The following is a 25564-nucleotide window of genomic DNA, read 5'->3' as shown; positions in this document are numbered from 1 at the left end:
CAGTAAACCACGGAGAAGCGCAGATGGTCGCGCATCGTCCTGCCTTCGATCTTCTGGTCCGGGTTGTAATGCTTGAAGGCCAGCGGGTTCCTGGATTTCGGCCCTTCGAATGGGATGTTGGAAACGTCTTTGAATGCAGCGCGCATGTTTTTATGAAATTTTGGATTTTGCTCGATTCCGTAAAGCCCGTGAGTTGAGCACTGCGGAGAATCCTAGATTCGGCCGGAAGAAAGCAATCAGCAAATTCGCGTCGGCTGTGCACAGTCCTGCCCCCGGTAGCGGCAGGCATCTTGCCTGTCGTGGAGCCGGGCTTCCAGCCCGGTGGATACAAACGTCAGACGTGTCCAAACGTGTGAAGAAGACTTCAATGTCTCGTGCTTGAAAGCTCTTCCGGGCGGCACGGATGCACGCCCTCTACGTCAGGCAAGATGCCTGACGCCACTGTCCATCAGCAGCTAGAGTTTTGGAAGACTGGGAACCGCGGGTTGCGTGCCGGTTTGGGAAGCTGTCTTGCTGGGAAATTTCTCGCCAAGGTACTTTACGAGAGAGTCGATTTGCTGGTCCGTCAGGATTCCGTTTTCCTTTTCAGAAAATGCGGGCATGAGTGTCCCCTCTTTCCCATGCGTCACCCAATTGCGCCAATATTCCGCGTTGGTGGGATTCGGCAACGCCTGAAGACTGGGAACCATGGAGGCTCGATGTTCAGCCTCATGGCACACGCCGCAAACCGACACGTACAGTTCATGGCCCATCTTCCCCTTGGAATCCGAGTGACAGCGCGCGCAATCACCGCGAAACACCGCCTGTCGATCCGCCAATGCAATCTTCTGGTTATTTGAGCGATCACCGCCAGCCATTTGATCCGCCGTTTGCGGCAAAACGTTCGCCTTCACGAACAACACCTTCGGGCCCTTGTCGGTGTTCACGGTTACCGTTTTGGAAATCAACCCGGTCTTGTTCGCGACGTTCATTGTCACCTTGATCTCCCCTGTGCCGCCCGCGGGAAGAACCCAGGGAATCTGCGGCAACTGGGCTGCAGTGCATCCGCAGGATGTATGAACGCCAGAAATCGTGACCTCGGCGGGAGAAATATTCGTCAGCAGAAAAGTGAACTTCGTGTCAACCGTGCCGTGAGGAACCGTATTTTCGTGGGTCTCCTTATCCCAGGCGAGGACAGCATCTGCGGACAAGGCGCCGGGCGCTGGAATCACGCTGGGAGCTGCGGGCGGATGCGCGTGATTGTGAGGGACGGCGGGGCCGGGATCGGCCACACCCTCTGCCGCAAAGGCCGGCCGGGCGAAAAGTAATAGTCCAACGAGAAGAACGGTTTTCGCAGCGTGCCGGCCATGGTTCATAACAGGCTGAACCATAGCGGCCGTGAACGGGAATTGCCAGCAGAAATCTGGCTCACTTCACATGGTTGAAAACCAGCTTGGTCATCTCAAACATGGTGACCTGATCCCGCCCGTCAAACACCTGCTTCAGCTTGTCGTCGGCGTTGATCCGGGTCTTGTTCGAGGGATCCTGGAGGCGATTGGCACGTATGTAGTCCCAAAGCTTCCGGGTGATTTCAGTGCGAGGGACAGGGTCATTGCCGATCACTGCGGCCAACTTCTCGTCCGGCTGCACCGGCTTCATGAATGCCGCACTCGGTTTGCGTTTGGTTTGGGTGCCTTCAGCCATAATAGTTTTGATGGAAAGCTAAGCCAGTGCGAGCGGCAGCTGTAATCAGGTGTTTACCCCAAACTGCGCGGGAGGCGGCGCGTTCATGCACGAGGCGTGAACGTCGCAGCGATTCCGCGATCGGGCTCGTCACTTCTGGGCCGGCCCTAAGTCATTCAACGTCAAAACCTGTTGAGCGCGCTCAATACCGCCTTCACCGAGGCGAGCTCAATATTGGTATCAACGGCTGCGCCCCAGCGGGATCGGCCGTCCGCCCGCCGAACCTGTATGTAGGCAATGGCCGAAGCCTGTTCGCCTGAGCTCAGTGAATGCTCGCTGTAATGATTAATCTCGAACTTCTCGCCCACTCCGGCGAAACCGTTCACCAGCGCCGCAAGCGGCCCGTTTCCCGTGCCGCCGATTTCCACAGTCTCGCTACCGCGGATGACGGATGCCTGGCAGCGGACGATTCCATTGTTGCTGTCGGTGCGAAAGGTTTTCAACTGCCATGGCTGCGTGCGTTCGATGTATTCGCGCCAAAACATCGCCCGCAATTCAGACCCTTGCACTTCGCGCCCGAGGCGGTCGACTTCATCGTTCGCAATCGGCCCAAACTCGCGCTGCATTTCCTTGGGAAGATCGATGCCGAATTCCGTTTCGAGCAGGTAAGCCACCCCACCCTTCCCCGACTGGCTGTTCACGCGGATCACCTCGCGATACTCCCGGCCAATATCCGCAGGATCGATCGTGAGGTACGGGACATCCCAGGATTCCCGCCGCCCACTTTCCCATTCAGCCAATCCCTTCTTGATCGCGTCCTGATGCGAACCACTGAACGCCGTAAAGACAAGTTCTCCCGCGTAAGGTTGTCGCGCCGGAACGCTCATCCCCGTGCAACGCTCATAAACGTCGCGGATTGCATTGAGATCGCTGAAATCAAGATGCGGATCGATCCCGTGCATGTAGAGGTTCAACGCCACTGTGACGACGTCGAGATTCCCCGTCCGTTCTCCGTTGCCGAACAACGTGCCTTCGACGCGGTCAGCGCCGGCAAGCAATCCCATCTCCGTCGCAGCAACGCCTGTGCAGCGGTCATTGTGCGTGTGAAGGCTGATGATCAGGGAGTCGCGGTTGCGGATGTTGCGGCAGATCCACTCAATCTGGTCGGCATACACGTTGGGCATCGCCACTTCGACGGTGTCAGGAAGGTTCAAAATCATCTTCCGCTCCGGCGTGGGTTGCCAGACATCCATCACGGCCTCGGAGATTTCCCTCGAAAATTCCAGTTCCGTCGCGCTGAAGCTTTCGGGCGAGTATTGAAGCATCACCTCCGTGCCCTTGAGGCGCGGCAAACGTTCCTTGACCATCGTTGCCCCGCGCACCGCCACCTGGATGATCTGCTCCTTCGACATTCCAAAAACCACGCGGCGTTGTGCGGGCGACGTCGAATTGTAAAGATGAATGATCGCCTTCTTCGCGCCCGCGAGAGACTGGATCGTTTTCTCGATGAGATCTTCCCGGGCCTGGACAAGAACCTGGAGCCACACGTCATCGGGCGCGCGCTGCTCTTCGATGAGTCGTCGATTAAAGGTGAATTCTGTGTTGGATGCTGAAGGAAAGCCGACTTCGATCTCCTTGAATCCGCACCTGACCAGCGTTTGGAAGAGCTCAAGCTTTTGGCTGACGTTCATGGGCACGGCGAGTGCCTGATTGCCGTCGCGCAGGTCGACACTGCACCAGCGTGGCGCGCGCGTGAGCGTCCGGTCCGGCCATTGCCGGTCGGACAAGGCGATGGGTGGGAACGGCCTGTATTTCGATGACGGATTTTTGAGCATGTGCTTTCGCTTATTGTTGGCGCCGTCAGCAGTGAGGCAAACAAAAAACCCACTGCCGGATCGGCAGTGGGTTTGAGAAATCAGGAGACAATCAGAACCCGACCGCCGCGCCATTCAACAGCGCGCTCACCAGCAGCAGGTTCAGATTCTTGTTCACGCGGGCGACGCTATCAGAACGGCCTCACGAGCGTCAAAGAAATTGTGGGTGGGTTTCCGTTCGAACCGTAGCGGCGGGCATCTTTGCCTGCCGTAAAGCCGGGCTTCCAGCCCGGCGGACGAAGCTCAAATACCGCCATTCATGTAAAAAAATCCTGCCGTCTCTCGCCTTCCGCGGTTCTTTCCGGGCGGCAGGATGCCCGTCCTCTACGTCAGGCAGAATGCCTGACGCTACGATTACGCCCGGCTCGAGCGTCTCCAAAGCCGTAATTTCATTATTGCTGCCGCAAACGATAGAAGCGTTGAAGCTGATCGGCAGAGACGCTCACCGGGTTCAAAGTTCCAGACGGCGAATTGGTCCACGCTGGCACAGACAGGCTCGAGGTCTCCTGCAGGGTCCAGCCAATCGTTGACGGAGTCCAGGAAATGGTGGCGTTGGTTCCCGCCCGCACGATCGTCAGACGCGGCGCGGTCTCCGTCGGTATTACCAAGGGCAGTTCTTCAGCATAGCCTCCCCCGGCCAACGCGCCGTCCACAGCCTGGACGCTCCAGAAATATGTCCCAGGTGGGAGCGTCAATTGCGTATTCGTGCCCAGTTGAACATTGCCGAACTGCGGCAGGCGGCGGAACCCACTCTCAAGGTCCGCGATGGAGGCCATGATTTCACTCCCTCCAGCGGTCGTTCCGACGCGCACGTTGTAAGTCACATTCGATCCTGATTCAGCATCCATCACTGAGCCCCATTGAAGGTGAACAGTCCCATTGGTGCCCACCGCCAGAAGCTGGGCTGGCGCGGGTGGCGGCGTGTTCGCCAATTCTCCCGTGTTACGCAACAACTGCGCCATGCCGCCTTCCGCAGACGTCCCCGTTATCAGCACGTCCAGCTTTCCGTCGTTGTTGAAATCTCCCCAGGCCGCTGAAGGTCCCGAGGTCGAGTAAGCGGCAGGAAGCAACTCCTCAGCATCCGCAAACCCGCTTCCCGTATTCCGCAGAATGCGCGCGAAAAACGTTCCTCCCGCAGGATTGCCCGTGAGCAGGAGATCCAGGCGGCCGTCGTTATCGAAATCGGCCCAGGCTGATGTGCCATAGCGCAGGGCAGCAATACCTTCGACGAGACTCGTCGTGGCGTTCGTGAATGTACTGCCAGCGTTGCGCCAGATCTGCGTCACGCGCCCAGTGGAACTTTCACCCGTGATCACAAAATCGAGCAACCCGTCGTTGTCGTAGTCACCCCACGCCGACGATGCGAAGGAAACCGGCGGCAATCCGGCCGCGATGCCGGCCGTGGCATTCGTCAAAGTCGATCCTGTGTTTCGCCAAACCTGCGCGATGCGTCCACTGCCCGTGTCACCTGCAATGATGAGATCCATCCGGCCATCATTATCAAAGTCGCCCCACGCTGCGGTGCCAATGTCGAAGCCCGGCAACCCAGGTGCCAGTGCGGAGGTGGCGTTCGTCAACACGCCACCCGTGTTTCGCCAGATCTGAGCGACGCGGCCTGTCGATGACAATCCCGAGATGAACAGGTCCGCCGTGCCGTTGTTGTCCATGTCGGCCCAGCTTGCCGCTGTTTGATTGAGGCGTGGAAGACCGGGAACAGATGTCGCCGTGACATTTTCGAACCCGCTTCCTGTATTGCGCCAAAGTTGCGATACGTTGCCCGTGAGAATTCCGTTCGTTGTGCCAGTCAGCAGAAAATCTAGGCGGCCATCGTTGTCGAAATCATTCCAGCAGGTGGAACCAAACACGACGCCCGGAACAGCAGCCATTGGCACTTGAACGAACCCCGCGCCAGTGTTGCGCCACAGACGTGTCGTGGCCCCCGATCCCGAATTATTGGTGGTGCCAGTCAGCAGGAAGTCGAGCAGTCCGTCATTGTCGAAATCGCCCCACGCAACCGCGCTGGAATCCATTCCGGGAAGGCCTGCGATAGGTTCGACAGTGAAAGCCGCAGAGGCGGTGTTGACAGCTGCGAAGGCGCACAGCGCAGCTCCCAGCGAAAGAGTTCCTCGAAAGTTCATGGTCATATAGTCCCGGCAACGTCCGCAAATGTGTTCATGCATTGAATAGGATGGAACCAGCGGGAGACCAAATCGAATAAGCACGGAAACGAAGCCCGGTGAAAAACCCGCAGGCCCCCGGGAGAAATCCTGGCTCAGAACAATCCTATCGTGTGACTTGTGCGGACGAAACGGCCGGGTGCGCGGCATTGCCGGAACGCTTGCCAGGCTGTTGCTGCAAGGCGCGGTAGACGCGAAGCACGCCATAGCCGAATTGCCCGTTCAACGATTCATACACGCCCGTCACGTTGCCGAATCCAAACCGCTCAAACGCATCCGCGACTTTCCTTTCGCCGATCTCGTTCAAAAACGGCCGCAGATCCACGGCCTGTCCGCCGAACGCCGCCTCCTCCAGATGACCCCATATCGTGCTCTCTTTTAACCCGCGAATTGCGCAGATCTGCTCAATCGATCTTCCCTGCTGGAACAGGCGCAACGTTTCCCGGACGGTGTCGCCCAATGACCCGCGCGCTGCTGCCGGCAGGGTGTTGAAAGAGTCCTCGGCAAACATTTGCCGTGGATTCGTCTGGAGAAATTCAGCAATCCGGCCGAGAAACAAGGCGCCAAACTCGCGCAGCTTTTTTTCGCCAACTCCGCTGATGCGCGAGAACGTCGCTTCGTCGGCCGGGTACGACCGCGCCATTTGCCGCAACGAGACATCGGAAAAGATGATGTACGGCGGCAGGCTGCGTTCATCAGCCAGCTGCTTTCGCAATTGCCGCAATTGCTCAAAGAGCGCTTCGTCGCAGTCGATCTCGCCCGCGCGGGACCGTGCGGGCTGCGCCGCGGAAACGGGCCGTGTGAGCATGATGGGCGACCGTTCCTTCAAAGCAGCGCGCCCTCGCGACGTCAACTGCACCGTGCTGAATTGCTCCGCGGTCTGTTCAAGAAATCCCAGCCGTATCAGTTCACGACCGACAAAGCCCCATTCAGCGCGGCTATGCTCGTGGCCAATGCCGTACGTGGAGAGCGTCTGATGATTCCATTTCCGAATCCGCTCGGTTTCGGCCCCCCACAACACCTCTACGACGTGTTGGATGCCAACACCGAATCCGCTCCTTTCGCGAATCCGATAAACACATGAAAGGAACTTTTGCGCGGCAACGGTCGCGTCCCAGGTTTCGCGCGGGCTCAGGCAATTGTCGCATCCGCCACAATTGTCGCTCGCGGATTTCTCGCCGAAATAGTTCAACAGGTAAGCCCGCCTGCATCCTGAGGCCTCAGCGTAATGCACGATTTGGTCCAGCTGCTGCCGCGCGATCTCACGTTCCCGGGGATCCGGTTTCTCATCGATGAACCGGCTGTACTTCACGCGATCTCCGGGACTGAACAACAGCAGGCATTCCCCCGGCAGACCATCGCGCCCCGCGCGGCCGGTCTCCTGATAATAACCTTCGACGTTCTTTGGCAGATCGTAGTGGATAACAAACCGCACGTTCGGTTTGTTGATGCCCATTCCAAACGCAATCGTGGCGCAGACGACCCGGATCTCATCACGCAGGAACGATTCCTGGCTGCGCGACCGATCCGCGTTTTCCATTCCCGCGTGATATGCAGCCGCAGCGATTCCGTCAGCGTTCAGTCGCGCAGCGAGGCTTTCGGCAGTTTTGCGCGCCTGACAGTAAACAATCCCGCTCTCCTTTCGCCGCTCACGCATGAACTGCAGAATTTGATCGTAAGCGCCGCTCTTCGCTGCGACGCGATACGACAGATTTGGCCGATTGAAACTGGCGACGTAACAAGCCGGGTTGTTGAGTTTCAACTGCGTGCAGATGTCCTGGCGCACACGGTCAGTGGCGGTGGCCGTTAATGCCATGAGGGGCACGCCGGGAAAATGATTTCGCAGGGATGCCAGCTGGCGATATTCGGGCCGGAAATCGTGACCCCATTCGCTGATGCAGTGCGCCTCGTCGATCGCGAACAAGGTGACGTTCCAACGCTTCAGATCCTCGAGAAAACCCGGCAGCATCAATCGCTCGGGCGCCACATACAGCAACCGAAATTCGCCATTGTGCAGCCCGCGTAATCGCGGTGCGGATTCGCCAGGCTCGAGCGACGAATTGAGAAACGTCGCGGCAACCCCCGCCGATTTCAGGCCATCAACCTGATCTTTCATCAATGCGATCAAGGGCGAGACAACGACGGTGAGTCCGGGGCGGATCAGCGCAGGCATCTGGAAGCATAGCGATTTACCTCCTCCGGTTGGCAGCACCGCGCAAACGTCGCGGCCGCTGAGGGCGTCGCTGATGATCTGCTCCTGCAATGGACGAAACGAACTGAAGCCGAAAAATTGTTTCAGCAAAGGGAGCAACTGGTCTGAACCTCGCATGCAAATTTTTTAGCGCAGGACTGATTTCAGCGAAAGAGAAATGTTTCAGTAGCGGAAGGCATCCTTGCCTGCCGTAGAGCCGGGCTTCCAGCCCGGTGGTCCAACCCTCCCACACTGCCATGCGCGTCGAAAAAACCCCACCGTCTCTCGCCTCCTGCAGTTTTTTCCGCGCGGCAGGGATGCACACCCTCTACGTCAGGCAGCGATGCCTGACGCTACGATCAGTCGAACAGTAGCGGCAGGCATCTTGCCTGCCGTGGAGCCGGGCTTCCAGCCCGGCGGAAGAAGCTCAGACACCCGCCATGCGCGTAAAACAATCCTCCCGTCTCTCACCGTCAACGGTTCTTTCCGGGCGGCAAGGATGCACGCCCTCTACGTCAGGCAGTGATGCCTGACGCTACGACACGCTCGAACAGTGGCGGCAGGCATCTTTGCCTGCCGTAGAGCCGGGCTTCCAGCCCGGCGGACGAAGCTCAGATACCGCCATGCGCGTAAGAAAAAACCTTCCGTCTCTCACCGTCAGCGGTTCTTTCCGGGCGGCAAGGATGCACGCCCTCTACGTCAGGCAGTGATGCCTGACGCTACGACACGCTCGAACAGTGGCGGCAGGCATCTTGCCTGCCGTAGAGCCGGGCTTCCAGCCCGGCGGAAAAAACCTCAGCTACCACCATGCACGTAAGAACAATCCTCCCGTCTCTCGCACTCCTGCAGTTCTATACGGGCGGCAGGGATGCACGCCCTCTACGTCAGGCAGCGATGCCTGACGCTACACTGTCGCAGTGGACCAACCGCTTCCAGAACCCCGCTTTCCGCTTTCCGCGTCTCCGTTTTCCCGCCATCCTGCCGCCGAATTCGAAGATGTTTCGCGACAAAAAAATTGTAGTCGTCATGCCCGCATACAACGCGGCACTCACGCTGCGGAAGACCTATGACGAAACCATGGATCATGGAATCGTGGACGAGGTGATCCTGGTCGACGACGCCAGCCGCGACGACACTGCTGCCATCGCGCGGCAGTTGCCTAACGTTCGCGTGCATGTGCATGAGGCGAACCGCGGATACGGCGGAAACCAGAAGACGTGCTACCGCATGGCGCTGGACGCAGGCGCAGACATCGTCGTGATGATTCATCCTGATTACCAATACACGCCGAAGCTGATACCAGCGCTCGTCGCGATCATTGCACATGATGTGCATCCCTGCGTGTTGGGAAGCCGGATTCTTGGAGGCTATGCGCTGCGCGGCGGGATGCCGTCGTGGAAGTATGTTGCGAACCGCTTTCTGACGTTGGCCGAGAACATTCTCCTGGGGGCAAAGCTGTCGGAGTATCATACGGGCTACCGCGCTTATTCGCGCAAGGTTCTGGAGACTGTCTGCTGGGAGAAAAATTCGGAAGACTTCGTTTTCGACAACCAGCTTCTGGCTCAGATTCTCTGGCATGGATTCTCAATCGGCGAGGTCAGTTGTCCGACGAAGTACTTTGCCGAAGCGTCCTCGATCAATTTTCGCCGCAGCGTACGTTATGGATTTGGTTGTCTTGGCGTTGGCCTGAGCTTCCGTCTGGCCCGAATGGGATTGGTCCGCTCTCCCTTGTTCCCGGAAGGCTGAGGACGGAGGACGGAGGACGGAGGACCGAAGACCGAAGACCGAAGACCGAACAACTGACAACTGACAACTGACAACTGACAACTGGTAAAGAAAATGTTCCGCCCCTGCATTGACCTCCACGAAGGTCGCGTGAAACAGATCGTCGGAGGTTCCCTGACCGACGTTCCAGGCGGCGTGCGGACGAATTTTGTTTCCGACCGCCCTGCTGCGTGGTTCGCCGAACTCTATCGGAAGGATCAACTCTCGGGCGGCCACGTAATCATGCTGGGGCCGGGCAACGAAGCCGAAGCGCGTTCAGCGCTGCAGGCATATCCAGGCGGTCTCCAGATCGGCGGCGGCATCAACTCGGAAAATGCTGCGAAGTGGCTGAACTCCGGAGCTTCACACGTGGTGGTCACCTCCTGGGTTTTTCGGAACGGCGGCCTCGATCGAGATCGTTTGCAGGAGCTCGTGAAGATCGTCGGAAAAGACCAGCTGGTATTGGATCTCAGTTGTCGCAAGCGCGAGGGCCATTACGTGGTTGTCACGGATCGGTGGCAGAAGTTCACTGAGATGGTGATCAGCCAGGCCGTTCTCGAAGATCTGGCGCAATATTGCGACGAATTTCTCATACACGCCGTCGATGTGGAAGGCCTTTGCCGTGGGATTGATGAGGACTTGGTTGCGAACCTGGGATTGTGGACGCCGATCCCCACAACCTACGCTGGAGGCGCCAAGTCGATCGCGGATTTAGAAACGGTGAGTAGAATCGGGAACGGCCGTGTGGACCTGACCATCGGCTCCGCCCTCGACATTTTCGGCGGCAGCGGGATCCGATACGAAGACGCAGTCGCGTTCAACCAAGCCGCGGTGAGGCGGACGTCGAGGACTGAGGACTGAGGACTGAGGACTGAGGAATGAGGAATGAGGACTGACTACGGACAAATTCCGCAACTAAAAATTCCGAGTGGTGTTTGATCCTTCATCAGTTACTTTATGCGCATGCCAAGAAAGCGAGAAACAGCGTCATTTGGTGCCTTGCTGTTGGTGGTTTGCGCCTTGTCACTCGGCGCTCGGACATCTGCGGCAAATCCCTACGCGGGGATCATGGATCGGAACGTGTTCAGCCTGAAACCGAAGGTGGAGCAGCCGCTGACGCCGCCCGAGCCGCCGAAGCCGCCGGTCAAGCTGACGCTGACAGGGATTACGACGATTCTGGGCAACAAGCGGGCTCTCCTGAAGGCACAGATTCCCGCGCGTGCCGGGGAACAGGCAAAGGACGAGTCTTACATGCTCACGGAAGGCCAGCGGGCCGACGGTCTGGAGATCAAGTCGATTGACGTGCAAGGCGGCAAGGTCGTGGTCGACAACAACGGAATCACGGAGACGCTGGACTTCGTCAACAACGGCGCCAAGCTCCTCGCCTCCGCCGCCCCAGCATCCAGCACGCCCGGCGTCATCCCGCCGCCAGCCGGCCCAGGCGCGGGGAACGCAACCGGTGGACTCCCTAATCTACCGCGTCCGATGCCTTCGAGGCAGGTCAGGACCGGAGGCCCTTCCGACGCTGCTATCGGCAGCAACAACACAACGGCGGGCCAAGCGGCCGCCTCAGCGGCGCTTCAGTTTCAAAACCCTGTCTCCCCTGATGAACAGACTGCGATGATCGAACTTCAGAGACTTCATCTTCAAGACCAAGGAAAACATGAAGAGGCCGCGCTCTTCCCGATGACTGAATTAACGCCTGCTCCAGAGGGTGCGGAGAACCCGGCGCCGTTCTAGCCTTGCGAGATATTCTATACGGTTGAAGTGCATGGGAATTCGACGTTGTAGATGAAAAGAACTCCGCTTGTTTCACAAGGAACCCTTCACCGGCTTCTTCAATCGGCTGAGCAGGCCTGGCGGAATCGCGAGTTCGACGAAAACATCGAACTTTTGCGGCGGGCTAGTCGCCTCGACCCCGCGAATCCGCTGATATTGTTGCAATTGGGGCGAATGCTTGGATTGAAGTGGGATTACAGCGAGGCAAAGGAATGTTTCGAGAAAGCAATTCGGATTGCGGGGGATAAGGTCGATATATTGACGAAAGCTGGAATTCAATGCCGAGATTTAAGGGATCCCGGTTTAGCTGAAAACTTCTTCCGGCGCGCTTCCGACGACAAGAATGCCACGGCACATACGATGACATATCTGGCCGAGATACTGGAAAGACTGCGGCGCATCCCGGAGGCATTTGACACTATTGAGAAAGCTTTACAAAAAGATTCCGCGTGCGCTTCAGCACTTCTCGCTAAGGCGCGACTACTTCGTCAAATTGGGAATTTGAATGAGGCGGAATCGATCGTTCAATTCGCGGTGCGGAACGGCACGAGAGAAGTGCGTATACGCGCGCTTTATGAACAGGCGGGGATTCTTGACAGGTTGGGACGACATGATGAAGCAATGACGTCCTTTCAACTTGCGAAAGCGTTGATTCTTCCCGAAGCACCTCCACACCGCGCTGAACTCTACGCAACTAGAGAGCGGCTCGCTAACATGCGGGCAGGCTTGTCCCAAGCGCAGCTTCAGCGGTGGATTGACGCTGCCCCGGAGTTTTGCAATCCACAAAAGCTGTCATTGCTGTGCGGCCACCCCCGCTCTGGGACTACGTTGCTGGAACAGGTACTCGACTCTCATCCTGCCATTACATCGGCCGAAGAGTCGGAAGTTTTTCACGACTACGCATACGTGCCACTGACCCGCGGACTTCCTGATGCGGCGGGAATGCTAGAAGTACTGGAAAGAGCCAACGTGATTGATCTTCAAAAGAGCCGCGACAACTATCTTATCGCTGTGGAACGCCTGCTCGGCAGTCCTTTAGATGGACGGCTTGTCGTGGACAAAAACCCATCGCTTACGTTTCTGATACCCGCGTTCGTAAGAGTGTTTCCGGAAATCAAGATTTTAGTGGCGCTTCGGGATCCTCGCGACGTGTGCCTCAGCTGTTTTATGCAGCCATTTTACCCGATCGGTTCAACAAGTTCAGCGTATCTAACGTTGGCTGAAACAATCGACGAATACGTCGCATTGATGACCAATTGGTTAAAGTTTCGGCCTATGCTTGCTGGGCGGTTCCTTGAGGTCCGTTATGAGGACATGGTAATGAACCTTGAATCGGTTGCTCGCGACGTAATGAGATTCTTAGAGATCGAATGGAATGACAAAATCGTCAGATTTAATGAACACGCTCAGAAAAAAGTTGTTCGTTCTCCGACTTACGCAGACGTAGCTAAACCGCTTTTCAACACCGCCGTGGGAAGGTGGCACCCGTACGCGAAGTTCTTAGAACCGTACGTAGAAAAGCTACAGCCTTTTATTTCTGCCTTCGGTTACAATAAGTAATTTGGTGATTGTGGTGGGTGACAACTTGTCAGGTTTCGGTAGGTACGGATTACCCGCGCAAAGGTCCGCAAAGTTCCAAGGCACTCGATGGAGTTTGAGCTACGTTATACCAAGCCATCCTCGCTTAATCGTCGGCCTTGATTTCGCCTCCCATTTTTCACTAAGACTTGGTGCTTGGTTAGCGATTCCCTCCCGCGCTTGATTTTGGACGTGAATCAGCAGCCAAGGCACCCCCCGGGCTAAGGCGAAAAAAAAGGCCTCGGCAGAGCGCCGAGGCCTATGACAGAATGCGGTGATTACTTACGGCGGCGGAGAGCCAAAAGCGCCGCAGAACCGAGGCCCAACAATGCGAATGACGAGGGCTCAGGAACCAGAGAGACCGTAATTGCAGGAACGTTCTGCGAGAATGTTCCTGCCGGATTCTGGCCAGACGCGATTTCGGGTTCAGTCCAAACAGTCGGCAACAACGTTGCATATGCTGTTGGAGATGCAGATGACATTGTGGTTTCCCATGTGTCACCATTGAAGCACACTACGGCGAAGGTAATTGGACCAGAGGTATATCCCGGAATGTTTACGATTCCGCCTGTAACATATCCAGCAACCTGTGTTCCGACAGCAGTCTTTGAGTCAGCGACCTTGGTGAGATCATTGAAGCCCAGCCCAGAGCCGATGCCATAGTATAATTCAGCAAAGAAGCCGGCACCAACGGTACCACCATGCGTAGCTCCATTGCCAACCGGGTTGGCATAGGTGACTGGTGAATAGACCGTTCCGACGTAAGTGTTGAAAAACACTTTTCCTTGGCCATAGGACGTGGCAACTGTCATTGCCAGGCCCAGGATTGATCCGACGAGTGCTTTTTTCATGTTTCTAGGTGTTTACGATGTTGATTGAGTGATTCCTTACTGAAGAGTTTGAGACCAGTTCGTCGCCACAGGGGTGTTCACAAAGAAACCCTGAGCGACATCGATTTGCAGGTTCTGGCCCCATGTCCCGCCAGCCTTGCTAGTTCCAACGTAGGTGGTTCCATTCCAAACTTGAATAGTAGACTTGTTTGGAAGAGAGTTGCCCAAGTTCAAAGTGTTCGGACCAGCGGAGTTGAGAGTTCCAGCAATCGGAACTGGGCTACCCACCAAGGAGAACCCGCTTGGAAGCGCCATGGAATTGGTTTGACCGTAGCCAATCACCACGCTGCCAACGAATGTGTTAGTGACAGTTGCCCCAGCAGCCGGCGTTTGAACGAAGAAGCCGGTTCCGGGCGGAATCGGAAGGTTAGGATTGCCCCAAACACCACCCGCCTTGCTGGTACCAACGAAACCAGTACCGTTCCAAACCTGAACGGTCGTTTTGTTGGGCAGGGCTGCACCTAAACTGCCAATAGTATTGGTTCCGTCATTCAACGGATTCGCGAGGAGCGTAAACTGCCCAGCTGCGATAGGCTTGTTAACATAACCCACAATGTTCACTGAATAAACATTCGATTGGGCTTGGGCCGAGATGGCACCTGCGACAACTGCCGCAGCCGATAGAAGAAGATTTTTTGTTCTCATTTTTTAGCTATTTATTGCCGTGTGTGGCTTGGATACTCGCAATCAGCAAGCATAGTGTCAACAATTTTTCAGATTTTTTTGAACGAGACAAGAGATTGGCACACATGCGTGGAACGCAGCCGATTTTTCCGAAGTAGGGACAGGACCATCCCGCCCATCAAAATCAGGCTTGCGCATCCAGGTTCCGGGACGGTTTGAGCTGAGAATGCCACGTCGTCAACGATGATCGCCCCCTCGGAGAAGACCTCTGTATCCGCCGACAGAACGAATTGAATCTCTCGCACGAAGCCCTGATGCCCCGAAAGGTCCACCCCCCACCGATCTGCCGATTCATCGCTCGATTCCAGTTTGACCAACGGCAACTCCACATTATCCAGCCGAAAAGAAAGGCGCAGTCCCGTCGGCGCATTCACGTATTCGATGGCTCCGCCCCACCTTGTCGAGAACTGGAGAGACATTGCGTTCATCGGTATAATCCCTGTTTGGGCCAAGCCTGGCGAAGACGAACCTTGTGAATTGTGTGCGAGAATGGCGGCCGAGTAGTTTCCCGACAGGACGGGTTGCTGAGGCCTTCCCCACACGGCATTGCCAACGACTGCAGAGTCAAGTACAGCAGCCCCTATCATATCGAGCAGAAAACCATTGTAGGTTAGCCAATCGGTTGTGGCCTCGGTGCCTGTTGTCTGATTGCCGACGGTGTATCGATTGTACGAATACCAACCTGGCAAGGCTTGGCCGAACGGAACCGAGTAGTATAGTCCGCCCGGAACGTAGACCGCTTCGCTTACATTGGCGGATTCGAAATCAAGATTCTGAAACGCTTGCGCCGTAACTGATTGTTGAGAGTCAAAGCCAAAGAAGACAGCAAACGCAAAGCCCGGAAGGATACGAAGTAGTTTTATAGTGCTCCTAATCGTGGATTTAAACTCGACCCCGATTCTGTCGTTTTCAGGAAAAAACTCAACTTCTTTTCGGGTCTGGTTCTACTGACTTTTTCCCACCAGGACCTTGAGCGAATCCGGTGTCGGATTGGCTGCCAAGGAGACCGCTTCCGCTGCCCGTTCGAGATCGAATCGGTGGGAAATTAGGGACCGAACGTCCAACTGCCGCGAAAAAACAAGCTCTGCAACCTCTTCCTGAAGCGTGATATCCGCAGAATAGCTTCCAATCAGGTCCTTTTCATCAGTGCATATAGCGGCGAGATCAACCGCGGTTTGCGCTCCTCTCTTTGTGTGCGCAAAAAGCAATACTTGGCCGCCGCCGCGGACACTGTTCACTCCTTGCTTCAAGGCGGCATCCGAAGGCACTGCTATTACGGCGGCATCAAAAACAATCTTCGGATTTGGCTTCCGAAGGCGAAGGTTGGATTTCCGAAATTCTGTCGATCGTCGGTTTGTTAGGATGTTCGCATTGACAAGTTCGTCAGGTTTTCCTGACCACTTTGCGCCAAAGTCCTTTGCGAGTCTTAGTCGTGCCTCAAGGAAATCCGTGGCGTAGACATTCATGCCCCGGAGCTCAAGGATTCTACTAAACATCAATCCGATAGGTCCTTGACCGGCAACAAGGACATTATCACCTGGCAGCAGATGCAGGCGTTTGACAGCTTTGAGAACGGTATTGACTGGCTCGAGCATCGCGCCTTCCTCAAATGTATTGTCGGCTGGGATTTTGACGATGCCTGGGAAAACGAACGGCATCACCCTGACGTATTCAGCAAAGCCGCCGCCAGAAGGTTCGAACCCAGCCGTGATTCCGGTCTGTTTGTAGGTTTGGCATTGTGCGAACGCGCGATGGGCGCATGCGTGGCATTTAAGGCAGGGAACATGATGATGTAATGCGACGCGTTCACCGATTTTGATTCCAACCACTCGCCTGCCAACACGAACAACGGTTCCTGCGGTTTCGTGCCCAAACACTCTTGGCGGTGCCACCGTGCCGTGGACGATCTTTTTGATGTCCGTTGGACAGACACCGCACACCTCCACCCGCACGAGGATTTCGAGCGAACCAGTTTTTGGCACTAAAATCGATTCGATTCGAAGATCGCGAGGGCCGCGGTAGACAGCTGCACGCATAGTCCGCGGAATTGAGGCCGTTGGCATGCTCAAGGCTTCGTCGATGGGCTGCTTTATTTCAAGGGCTCAGGCGCAGCTAGCATCGTGTGGAACCCTCTGGGGAAAGCGGGTGACTCTAGCCAGTCACAAAGGAGTTGTAGTTCCACGCCAGTCAATCCGAGTGTCGATTTTCTGACGAACGAAAGCTGCGAGGGACCAGTTATCGTACCCAAAGTGAGGGAGTTCCGGAGTTTCGGGGCCGCTGCCTTCAGCCAGCACACGGAAGTTGAATCCAGAGGCAATTGTGCCTTTTGCGTCACTAACCGCGCGAACTGTCCGATGTACAGCCATTGCTCCGCCCGCACGCTGGTCATCTCCCAGTCGTAATACAGCAGGTTTGTCGGATTCAAAACATCAAGCGTTGAGGCAGCGATCGGATATACGTCCCCCATCGGGAACGTTCCTGCGTACATATACGCTCTCCCATTTGCCTCAGCGGTTTTCAAAAAGGGCCATAGGTACGGTAATCCACGCCACTCGAATCCTTGGAATTGCGAGGAACGTTGGAAGCCTACGAGTTCATTGGTGCCGCCCCACGGGTCTTCCAACGAGAGAACTTTCTCAGTGATTCGACTCACCACATTGCTTGCATCTGGTAGTGGAGCAGCCATGTACGTTTGCATTTGCAAACCCCTAAGCGCCCATGCGAAAAGCTGCTCTGGTGGCCTCTCGGCGGTAACTCTTTGCCATGCTGATCCTCGGTCCAACAAATTTGTTAACCCGCGAATTGCCGTGAAGCTTGAAAGAGATCCGTCAATCAGTTGAGTGGGCACCTGCCATTCTGAGACGGATAGGGCAAGACGGGTTGCAAAGTTAAGCTCGGCATCAACACGCAGCTCCTCGCCCTCGGCAACAATCGACACGCCTATGCGGGGGATCTGGACGGCTGTCGGCGGCTTAATTGCAGTCGGCCAGTGGGTGACGTCCGTATCGATCTCAAGCCAATAGTTAGTGCTCCAAACGTACGGAGAACTGGATTGGGACCTGAACCGGCTCATGAATGCTTGAAAAAGCGGATTTACTTGAGGAGAAAACCCGAGCACCCCCCAACCATTGCTATAATCCATTTGGACCAACAACTTACCGATAACGCCGACCGTCTGCCCGTCATGGTGCAAAGGCTCAAGCATATCCGCAAAATTGGTCTTCCAGGTGATCCACCGTTCTCGATCCATTCGGATTGCCCAGGCACAATAAGGCCAAGCATCTTCCCCTTTCCCCATTTGAAAATAATTCTCGTGAACGAGCACGTCATTGACCATCCGGTGAATTCGCACCCAGTTTGTTGCATCATTCGGATCGTTGGAAAGCTCAGCCGCGAGTGCCCCAGCGATGCGCCTTATCGCGCGATTTTTTAGCTCCTCTGTCTCAGGTAATTCCCAGATGCTTAATAGCGCTGCCGGAATTCCGACCGAATTGAAATCCTTCGTCCCTCTCCAATGAACCCTTGCAACGATTTGCAGCGGAACCGTATTGGATGCCCAAGACTGTAGCACCGTGGCACCCGTGGAACTTCCTGCGCCACCGGTCCGCCCTTCTGGGGAGCCGCTGGGTCGTCTCCCGTCGCAACCAGTAAAAACCAATATTGCGGCAAAAAATACGATCGCGGTTCCATTCAGCAGAATAGATTTGGATAGCGTCATAATCTCAAACTTCTTCACATCGCGGGTATAATCGATTACTGAGATGTGCTCGTAGCAGAGCCCCCACTGCTGCAAAGGGCAAACGGGAAGTCGGGCGATTCCAACCAGTCGGCTAAAATAGCCAGTTCACGCGCCGTAAATCCGACTGTTGATTTCCGGATACCCTGCACCTGTTCACGCGTCGCGAAGGAAAAGATGGTCGTACTAGCACTCATTCGGGGTGAGAGCGCCTTCAACCACGTAAGCGCCGCGCCATCCACCGGCAATTGCCCTCTTCGCAATGCCAGGCGCGCGATTTGCGTCAGGTAAATTTCCGGAACTATCCGAGATCCTGTCATCTCCCAGTCGTAGTAAAGAGCATTTGTTCGTCGCACAATGTCGTTCAGCATTGCGTCCGAAACAGCAATCGTGTTTGTCCGGGTTTCCGGCGCTGTCCCTCCATACAGGAATCCCGTGTGCAAGCTGGCAGCCATAATGAATGGTGTCACTTCTGGAAGGCCGTTCCAACTGACTCCTTTGTAAGGGGACATCGGCTCGAAGCCCCCCCCGGAATAACGTTTCAACCAGGTGTTCCCCTTCGAAATCAGGTAATTACTTACCACATCCATTTCGTGCACGAGGTTTGTGGTCGGAATCGCGAAATTCACGTGTGGAAGCGATCCGTCTCCAGTCCATACGCACAGTTGATCAGGCAAGATGCCATCGAGATACTGCCACTCCGCCGGCAAAACTAGTGGCAGCAACGAGCGCAGACCTCGAACAGCAGTGAACGATGCGAGAGGTTCCCGGATCAAGTTGGTTGGAAAATTCCAAGGCTCCAGCACCAAGTTCAACGGCTCGGTAGTATCCAGTTCACCACGAGAAATCACGTTGCCACCATCCCCTTCAACACTGAACTCCAATCGGGACCCTCCGGGCAGCCATGCGGTGTTTTCTTTACGTCCGAGGATCGTGGCGACTGCGGCCAGATCAACCTCGCCTTCAATCCAGGCATTGGTTGCCTTTACCGGGAATGGAATGCCATGGCGGCCAATCGTTTCTGCGACGCTTCCGAAGCGATTTGTGTTACCGGTCCACGCGGTGATTACAAGCCAGTTCTCCAAGCGTTGGAGTTCACGTTTCGCCGAAGAATTGGTACTCGCCCATTTCCAACCGCGCGGATGTCGACTTTGCTCGGGCCACACCCCGGTGAGAGACTGCGCCACCACGGCGAGGTTGGTTTCCCAGGCGCCGGAACGGGCCTCGCTCAGTCGGATGGCAAATGCGAACTGCGGTTCCTCGTTACTGGTCCCGTGCACTTCGAGAAAACTCTCCTCCTGAACGATGTCATCAAGCAAGGATCGCAACAGTGCCACAGGAGCGTTTGTCCAAGAGGACGGATCCGCAAAGAACCGCCACGGCGCAGTTGCCAGCTTGTCGAGGGTCTGCGACTGCAACCGCTCGGTTTCCGGCAAGGCCCAAATGCGATTGAAATAGTAAGCTCCCGCCTCCAGGCCGAGTCGCTTTTTCCCGAGATAATGTAAACGCACAATCCTGTCCGGATCAGGACGAACCGAGGGCTGGGGCTCGACCCGGGATTCCCGGCAACCCACTAGGAGGGGAATCAGCAGCAGGATGCTGGAAAGCTGACATCGGATGTTCATTGTGCGCTGCTGTAAGTGCCAGATTCCATAGCAGTGCTCAAATAGAATCAATACATCCCCAAGTGGATCCCGTCCGGGAATTCGCATTTGCACACGGGGCCGCTGTAAATCCCTTGCTCCGTCCTCTGAGGCGTCATTACGCTGCGAGCATGCAATCACGAGATCGCGGCTGGCTGGTCGTCGTTCTATTCTTTTGTTCCGGGGCCACCGCGCTGGTATATGAAGTCGTTTGGTCCAAATTCCTCTCGCAAATGTTCGGCAGCACGGTTTACGCGCAGACCGTGGTGCTTGCAGTATTCATGGGGGGGTTGGCGATTGGCAACCAGGTTTTCGGGCGTTGGGCGGATCGGTCGGAACAGCCGGTTCAAGCGTATGGCATTCTGGAAATCCTGATCGGCGTCTATGCGCTTGCCTTCCCATTCCTGGATCGCCTTGCGGATTCCGTCTTCATCACGGCTGGCCGGCAGATCGCCGAACAATCGGGCCTGCTTCTGGCGCTGAAAGCCTTTCTTAGCGCAGCCCTGCTCCTCGGACCCACAATCCTGATGGGTGGCACTTTGCCCTTGATCGCTGCCTGGCTACAGCGATCGTCGATCGATGCCGGACGGCGTTCGGCGCGTTTCTATTCCATCAACAGCCTGGGCGCGGTTACTGGTTCGGGCCTCGCGGGTTTCTGGCTCGTGCAAAAATACGGTTTGGTGACGACGCTGAATGTCACTGCGTTGGCCAACATTCTTCTCGGAACCGCCGCCATTCTCTTGAGCCGCGCGGGGTGGGCGGGCTTGGGCCCAGCCGCGAAGGAAAAATCCGAGATCACTGAACCAGCCACGTCGCGTCGAACGTTGCATTGGGCTGGAGTCATTGTGTGCCTGACAGGCGCTATATCGATGGGGTTGGAGATTCTCTCGGCACGATCACTCGCCTTGATCTTCGGCTCATCCCTTCAAACTTTCGCAGTGGTGCTCATGGCTTTCATTCTCGGAATTGGCTTGGGCAGTGCCTGGATCGCTTCACCGCGGCGGCGCAGCCCCAGCGAGCGGATGATCGTGCTCCTGTTGAGCGCGGCGGCGCTCTGGGTTGCCATTCTGGTATTCAATATTGAGAAATGGGTGGATGTGTACCGCATTGCTCATACGGGGCTTGGACGCAATTTGGTGGGATACTTTTATCATCAGCTGCTGGCAACCGGGATGTCCCTCCTGATCCTTGGAGTTCCCGCCGCGTTCATCGGATCGGTTCTCCCATTGATGATTCGTGCCGTTTCGTCCGAGGGCGCACCCCTGGGCGCACGTGTTGGGGTCCTTCTGACCTGGAACACCATTGGGGCAGTTTGCGGCACACTCTTCACTGGTTTTGTCCTGATGCCAGCCATCGGACTCCGCAACGCCTTTGGAATCCTCGTCTTGGTGCTCGGTTTGATGGCTCTTAGCCTTGCGTGGCAACGACGCTGGACGGTCGGCGTTGCCCTGGCGAGCGTCGCCTGCCTGACGGCTGTTTCCCTCTTTATCTTTGGGAATGAAGATTGGCGCCATGTCATGAGTTCGGGAGTGTTCCGTATTCGCGAAACCCAATTTGACCCGCGCCTGATGCCTACGCGTAAAGAACACATGAAAATTGTATTTTATGAAGATGCGGCTGATGCGACCGTTTCAGTGGAGGAGGTTGACGGCGTAATTGCGCCTGCAAGCCTCGGTTTGCGGATTAACGGAAAACCTGACGCCGGAACGCAGTTGGACATGGGAACGCAATACCTCGTCGCCCACCTTCCAATGTTCGCGAGACCCGAGGCAAAGGATGTGTTTGTGCTTGGACTTGGCTCTGGAATCAGTGCCGGCGCACTGCTGGACTATCCAGTTGAGCGCATCGACGTGGCGGAGAATTGCGAACCCGTTATTCGCGCAGCGGAACTATTTCACGACTGGAACAACCAGATGCTCCATAGCCCGAAGGTCCACATGTGGACTGAAGATGCGCGGACCGTGCTCAAACTGCGATCCCAACTCTATGACGTCATCATTACTGTGCCCTCCAATCCCTGGACGGCAGGGATCGGCAGCGTGTTCAGTCAGCAATATTATGAGCTGGCTGCGAGCCGTTTAAAGCCGGGGGGCATCGTTGCACAGTGGTTTCAAATTTATGAAACGCAGGACGACATCGTGCGCCTTGTGCTTCGCACATTCAGTTCGGTGTTTCCTTACGTTGAAATCTGGGATAGCGGAGGCGACATCATTCTCCTGGGTTCGAAACAACCGTGGGAAAGCGGTGTCGAGAGTTTCCGCAGAAGCTTCGCCAACGAGCGAGTAAGAACTGAAATGTGGATGATTGACATACATTCACCCGAGGCGTTGATGGGCAAGCAAATTGCCTCTCAACGGACGGGCTTTGCCATCGCAGGAAGCGGCCCTGTCCAGACCGATCTTCATCCAATTCTCGAATACGCAGCACCCCGAGCGTTTTACATCGGCTCTGGAACCCGGATGTTGGATCAGTTCGACGAGCGGACGCACCAGCAGTTACTGGCGCCGCCGGATAAACGAGCAGCACTGGCGTCTTTGCCACTCGTCAAGGCGCAAATCCTTTTCAGTACGTTTTCGACGGTAAATGGCCAACTCTATGGATGCCTGTTCGGCACGCCCCTCGGAAATGGAGTTCCGTGCGCGATGCCAACCCCCAATCCTGCGCCGCCGCCGGCGAATGATGGTTCAATCTTCTCGCTCATCTCGCGCGCTGTAGAAGCGGGCCAACTGGACCAGGCTGCACAAATGACAACCGCAGTGCTGCTGCAATATCCGGAAAACGAGATGGCGAATTACTTGTCGCGCGTAGTTCAACGCCAACAGCAAATCTCGGCGCGCAGGGCGATCGCACATCGTTGACGTCAGCGACTGCTCAGAAACAATTCCATCCGTCAATTGGTGCAACAAGCACGACTTCCTTATCCCGCCAGGAAAACCGAAGTAAACGGGCATGGAGTGCATGATGTTCTAGAATTAAGCGGGAACGCTGATCGGGGGTGAGGCGGTTTTCAACCAGGGCCAAATACAAATCCTCGTCGCCGCCGTAGATCTTGTCGCCGACGATTGGATGACCGATGTGGGCGAGATGAATGCGGATCTGATGCTTGCGGCCAGTGCGCGGCTCAATACGCAGGAACGTGAATGGCAGGGCGCTTCCAATCGGCTGCCCATCGCTCACGGAAACAAGCTTCATACTGCCGCTGCCATCTTCAGCAGGGTCGCACGTTGCGTGAAGACGGCATTCGACCCAATACTCCGTCTGCGCCGGTTTTCCGTCGGGCCGCACACAATCCTTCACCGCCACGCGACTCCTCTCGTCTTTCCCCAACGGTGAATCGATCATCCCGTGATCCTCCCGAACATGCCCGTGAACGAGCGCAACATATTCTTTACGAATAGCACGCGATTCCATCAACTGCCGCAGTTCGCGCGCCGCCACGTCGGTCTTTGCCACCAGCGTCACCCCGCTTGTTTCGCGATCCAAACGGTTCACAAGGTGCGGATGCGAATCCGGCCCCAGGTACAAACGCACCCGGCTGATGAGACTCGAGTAAACGTCACCCTTTGTCGGATGACAAACGAGGCCTGCGGGTTTGTTCACGACCAGGAGGTCGGCATCTTCGTAGATGAGTTGTAAGTTTTTGTTCGTTGTTCGTTGTCAGTTGTTTGTTGTTGTCGGCTTGTGGTTCGACGGCGCATCGCCCGATCGAGCGAATGTAGTTGATCAGCTTCGGCGCAAGTTCGTCGAGCATTGGCTTCAGCACTCCGGTATCTGCTCGCTTGAGAAGCCCCCGAAAGGCTCTGCGCAGGAAATGCTTTGTCTCATTCAACGAGCCTCTTGCCACGCGATCGAACCGCCTCTCGCCTGGATTTGTTCCGCGGCCGTGTCCTGCCGCAATGTTGGCCCAATGCTGTCAGCGGAACTCGCAATCTGTTTGCCGACGGTATCGCGCGCGAACGAGTCCCACTCAGTGACCAGCTTTCAGATGCCCATGGCCTTCGTTGGCTCGGTCCTTACAGCCCGCTGCGGGGATGCTCGGACCTCGCCGCCTCGGCCACGGCCAAAATCCCTCGCCGCAACACCCCACCTATTTTTCAGACAGGTTCTTAAAGAATAATTGAACCCAGCGCCCCTGAAGCTATTCTTCCCCGAGTGACAAAGAAGCTCTTGTCGTTGGTCTTGTTCATTGTGGTGTTTGCCGCGGCGCGGATCCCGGGAATGTTGTCGTCGGATTTCGCGAACTTCAACCCCGCTTACGCCCTGCTGTTCTGCGGTGGCGTTTACCTCTCCCGCGGCACAGCCTGGTGGCTTCCCCTGTCGGCCATGCTGATCACAGACATCGGGTTGAACTTCTACTACGTCGCTCAGGGATTTGCGGTCTGGGAATGGCCGATGTTGCGCTATCAGGTTTTCAACTACGTCGCCTGGGCCGCCATTATCCTGCTTGGCCAACGCTTCAAGCCGAAACACTCGGCAATGTCCCTCCTCGGTGGCGGCATTCTCGGCGCCCTGTTGTTCTACCTGATCACGAACACCGCCGCGTGGCTCTTCAACCCTTTCAACAATCCGGAATACACCAAGACTGTCTGGGGCTGGCTGCGTGCCCTGATCTTCGGCACGGGAGGATGGCCCGAGACCTGGCAATTCTTTCGCAACACGCTCCTGAGCGGCGGATTGTTCACGGGCATTTTTGTTGCAGCCATGAAGTTTTCCACGGCGGAATCTGCAGAGGAAAAGAAGGAAGCCAGGAGCGACGACGAGCCCGCTGACGAACCCCAGCCAGAAGAAGCCAAAGCCGAAGCGTGAACCGATCTTTCACGATTTCTGAAACAATCGCATGAAACTCGGCATCATTTCGGACACCCACGATCACCTGGATTCCAACCTTCCCAGGTTGTTCAAAGGCGTCGACCACATCCTGCACGCTGGCGACGTTGGGATGCCTTGGGTGCTCAAGGCGCTGGAGCAGATTGCGCCCGTGACTGCAGTCACAGGCAACACAGACCAGGGCCTGACCCTCAAGGAAACCGAGGTAATCGAACTCGGTGGCCGCAAGTTTCTAGTGCATCACATCGTGGAGCCGCGCGAACTCGATGCCGCCCTGCAACGCAAGATCGGCCGAGCCCGGCCAGACGTTGTGGTGTTCGGACACACGCACAAGCGATTCTGCCAGATTCTTAACGGCATTCTTTTTTTCAATCCGGGTTACGCTGGAAAACAGCGGTTCAAGCTCGAACGAAGCATCGCCATCCTCGAATGGACCGACAAAGGAATTCAGCCGCAATACATCGAATTACACTAGTGTAGCGTCAGGCATCCCTGCCTGACGGAGAGGGCGTGCATCCTTGCCGCCCGGAAAGGAACCGTAAACATGCGAGCGACGCTGGAATCTCACTACACGCTCGGCCGTCCCCAAATTTCCTTCCGCCAGGCTGGAAGCCAGGCTCTACGGCAGGCAGGATGCCCGCCGCTACTCCGCATCGTGGCGTCAGGCATCCCTGCCTGACGTAGAGGGCGTGCATCCTTGCCGCCCGGAAAAGAACCGTAAACATGCGAGCGACGCTGGAATCTCACCACACGCTCGGC

General features: G+C 56.2%; 21 protein-coding genes. 8 read left to right on the top strand and 13 right to left on the bottom strand.

From position 1 onward, the window contains the following. From VEH04_04320 to recQ, 6 genes are all read right to left on the bottom strand, one after another. On the bottom strand, positions 1–146 hold a 146-nt coding region (locus VEH04_04320), incomplete at its 3' end, for a xylose isomerase (GenBank protein ID HYG21985.1). A 309-nt stretch (positions 147–455) separates the two neighbouring features. Next, entirely contained in the window at positions 456–1370 is a 915-nt protein-coding gene (locus tag VEH04_04315; GenBank protein HYG21984.1) for a DUF1573 domain-containing protein, read from the bottom strand. Between the two features lie 37 nt (positions 1371–1407). Beyond that, positions 1408–1683, bottom strand: coding sequence for an SWIB/MDM2 domain-containing protein (locus VEH04_04310; GenBank protein HYG21983.1), 276 nt, complete (start codon positions 1681–1683; stop codon positions 1408–1410). A 161-nt stretch (positions 1684–1844) separates the two neighbouring features. Continuing rightward, on the bottom strand, positions 1845–3497 hold the full coding sequence (leuA, locus tag VEH04_04305; GenBank protein ID HYG21982.1) for a 2-isopropylmalate synthase: 1653 nt from the start codon (positions 3495–3497) through the stop codon (positions 1845–1847). Between the two features lie 431 nt (positions 3498–3928). Continuing rightward, positions 3929–5674, bottom strand: coding sequence for a VCBS repeat-containing protein (locus tag VEH04_04300; GenBank protein ID HYG21981.1), 1746 nt, complete (start codon positions 5672–5674; stop codon positions 3929–3931). A 145-nt stretch (positions 5675–5819) separates the two neighbouring features. Beyond that, a complete protein-coding gene (gene recQ, locus VEH04_04295) occupies positions 5820–8042 on the bottom strand; it encodes a DNA helicase RecQ (protein ID HYG21980.1) in 2223 nt (740 codons plus the stop codon). An 858-nt stretch (positions 8043–8900) separates the two neighbouring features. On the opposite strand from recQ, the gene VEH04_04290 reads away from it, so the two are divergent. The 4 genes from VEH04_04290 to VEH04_04275 all read left to right on the top strand — a co-directional run bounded on the left by VEH04_04290 (position 8901) and on the right by VEH04_04275 (position 13007). Continuing rightward, positions 8901–9650 carry a glycosyltransferase family 2 protein gene (locus VEH04_04290; GenBank protein HYG21979.1) on the top strand — a complete coding sequence of 250 codons (750 nt, stop codon included), beginning with the start codon at positions 8901–8903 and terminating at the stop codon, positions 9648–9650. Between the two features lie 93 nt (positions 9651–9743). Further along, positions 9744–10529, top strand: a complete 786-nt coding sequence (gene hisA / locus VEH04_04285; protein ID HYG21978.1) for a phosphoribosylformimino-5-aminoimidazole carboxamide ribotide isomerase — start codon at positions 9744–9746, stop codon at positions 10527–10529. A 102-nt stretch (positions 10530–10631) separates the two neighbouring features. After that, complete coding sequence (locus VEH04_04280) at positions 10632–11408, top strand: hypothetical protein (GenBank protein ID HYG21977.1); 777 nt, start codon at positions 10632–10634, stop codon at positions 11406–11408. Positions 11409–11459: 51 nt separating this feature from the next. Then, entirely contained in the window at positions 11460–13007 is a 1548-nt protein-coding gene (locus tag VEH04_04275) for a sulfotransferase (protein ID HYG21976.1), read from the top strand. Positions 13008–13303: 296 nt separating this feature from the next. Here VEH04_04275 and VEH04_04270 read toward each other — a convergent pair whose 3' ends face one another. From VEH04_04270 to VEH04_04260, 3 genes are all read right to left on the bottom strand, one after another. Then, entirely contained in the window at positions 13304–13876 is a 573-nt protein-coding gene (locus tag VEH04_04270; GenBank protein ID HYG21975.1) for a PEP-CTERM sorting domain-containing protein, read from the bottom strand. A 36-nt stretch (positions 13877–13912) separates the two neighbouring features. Beyond that, positions 13913–14560 (bottom strand): hypothetical protein, encoded by a 648-nt coding sequence (locus tag VEH04_04265; GenBank protein HYG21974.1) that lies wholly within the window; start codon positions 14558–14560, stop codon positions 13913–13915. A gap of 68 nt (positions 14561–14628) precedes the next feature. Then, positions 14629–15027 carry a hypothetical protein gene (locus VEH04_04260; GenBank protein ID HYG21973.1) on the bottom strand — a complete coding sequence of 133 codons (399 nt, stop codon included), beginning with the start codon at positions 15025–15027 and terminating at the stop codon, positions 14629–14631. Positions 15028–16110: 1083 nt separating this feature from the next. On the opposite strand from VEH04_04260, the gene VEH04_04255 reads away from it, so the two are divergent. Next, positions 16111–16395 carry a hypothetical protein gene (locus VEH04_04255; GenBank protein ID HYG21972.1) on the top strand — a complete coding sequence of 95 codons (285 nt, stop codon included), beginning with the start codon at positions 16111–16113 and terminating at the stop codon, positions 16393–16395. Between the two features lie 293 nt (positions 16396–16688). Here the strand turns inward: VEH04_04255 and VEH04_04250 are convergent, their stop codons facing one another. Both VEH04_04250 and VEH04_04245 read right to left on the bottom strand, forming a co-directional pair. Continuing rightward, a complete protein-coding gene (locus VEH04_04250; GenBank protein ID HYG21971.1) occupies positions 16689–18335 on the bottom strand; it encodes a hypothetical protein in 1647 nt (548 codons plus the stop codon). 17 nt (positions 18336–18352) lie between these two features. Then, complete coding sequence (locus tag VEH04_04245; protein ID HYG21970.1) at positions 18353–19960, bottom strand: hypothetical protein; 1608 nt, start codon at positions 19958–19960, stop codon at positions 18353–18355. Positions 19961–20109: 149 nt separating this feature from the next. Between VEH04_04245 and VEH04_04240 the strand changes: the two genes are divergently transcribed. Continuing rightward, positions 20110–22836 (top strand): fused MFS/spermidine synthase, encoded by a 2727-nt coding sequence (locus VEH04_04240; GenBank protein ID HYG21969.1) that lies wholly within the window; start codon positions 20110–20112, stop codon positions 22834–22836. Between the two features lie 13 nt (positions 22837–22849). On the opposite strand, the gene VEH04_04235 is transcribed toward VEH04_04240, so the two are convergent. Together VEH04_04235 and VEH04_04230 are read right to left on the bottom strand one after the other, a co-directional pair. Further along, positions 22850–23578: an RNA pseudouridine synthase gene (locus VEH04_04235; GenBank protein ID HYG21968.1), complete on the bottom strand. Its 729-nt coding sequence runs from the start codon at positions 23576–23578 to the stop codon at positions 22850–22852. Beyond that, positions 23535–23822 (bottom strand): hypothetical protein, encoded by a 288-nt coding sequence (locus VEH04_04230; GenBank protein HYG21967.1) that lies wholly within the window; start codon positions 23820–23822, stop codon positions 23535–23537. Before VEH04_04230 ends, VEH04_04235 begins: the two co-directional genes overlap by 44 nt. Before the next feature lie 308 nt (positions 23823–24130). On the opposite strand from VEH04_04230, the gene VEH04_04225 reads away from it, so the two are divergent. Beyond that, a complete protein-coding gene (locus VEH04_04225) occupies positions 24131–24784 on the top strand; it encodes a DUF6580 family putative transport protein (GenBank protein HYG21966.1) in 654 nt (217 codons plus the stop codon). Between the two features lie 31 nt (positions 24785–24815). After that, a complete protein-coding gene (locus VEH04_04220) occupies positions 24816–25280 on the top strand; it encodes a metallophosphoesterase family protein (GenBank protein ID HYG21965.1) in 465 nt (154 codons plus the stop codon). The last annotated feature ends 284 nt before the right edge of the window (positions 25281–25564 follow it).

It is taken from the genome of Verrucomicrobiia bacterium (assembly GCA_035629175.1).
Lineage (GTDB): Bacteria > Verrucomicrobiota > Verrucomicrobiia > Limisphaerales > DASXHY01 > DASXHY01.
The sequence above is the reverse complement of the archived record's forward strand: the minus strand, read 5'-3'. Positions and strand labels throughout refer to the sequence as shown.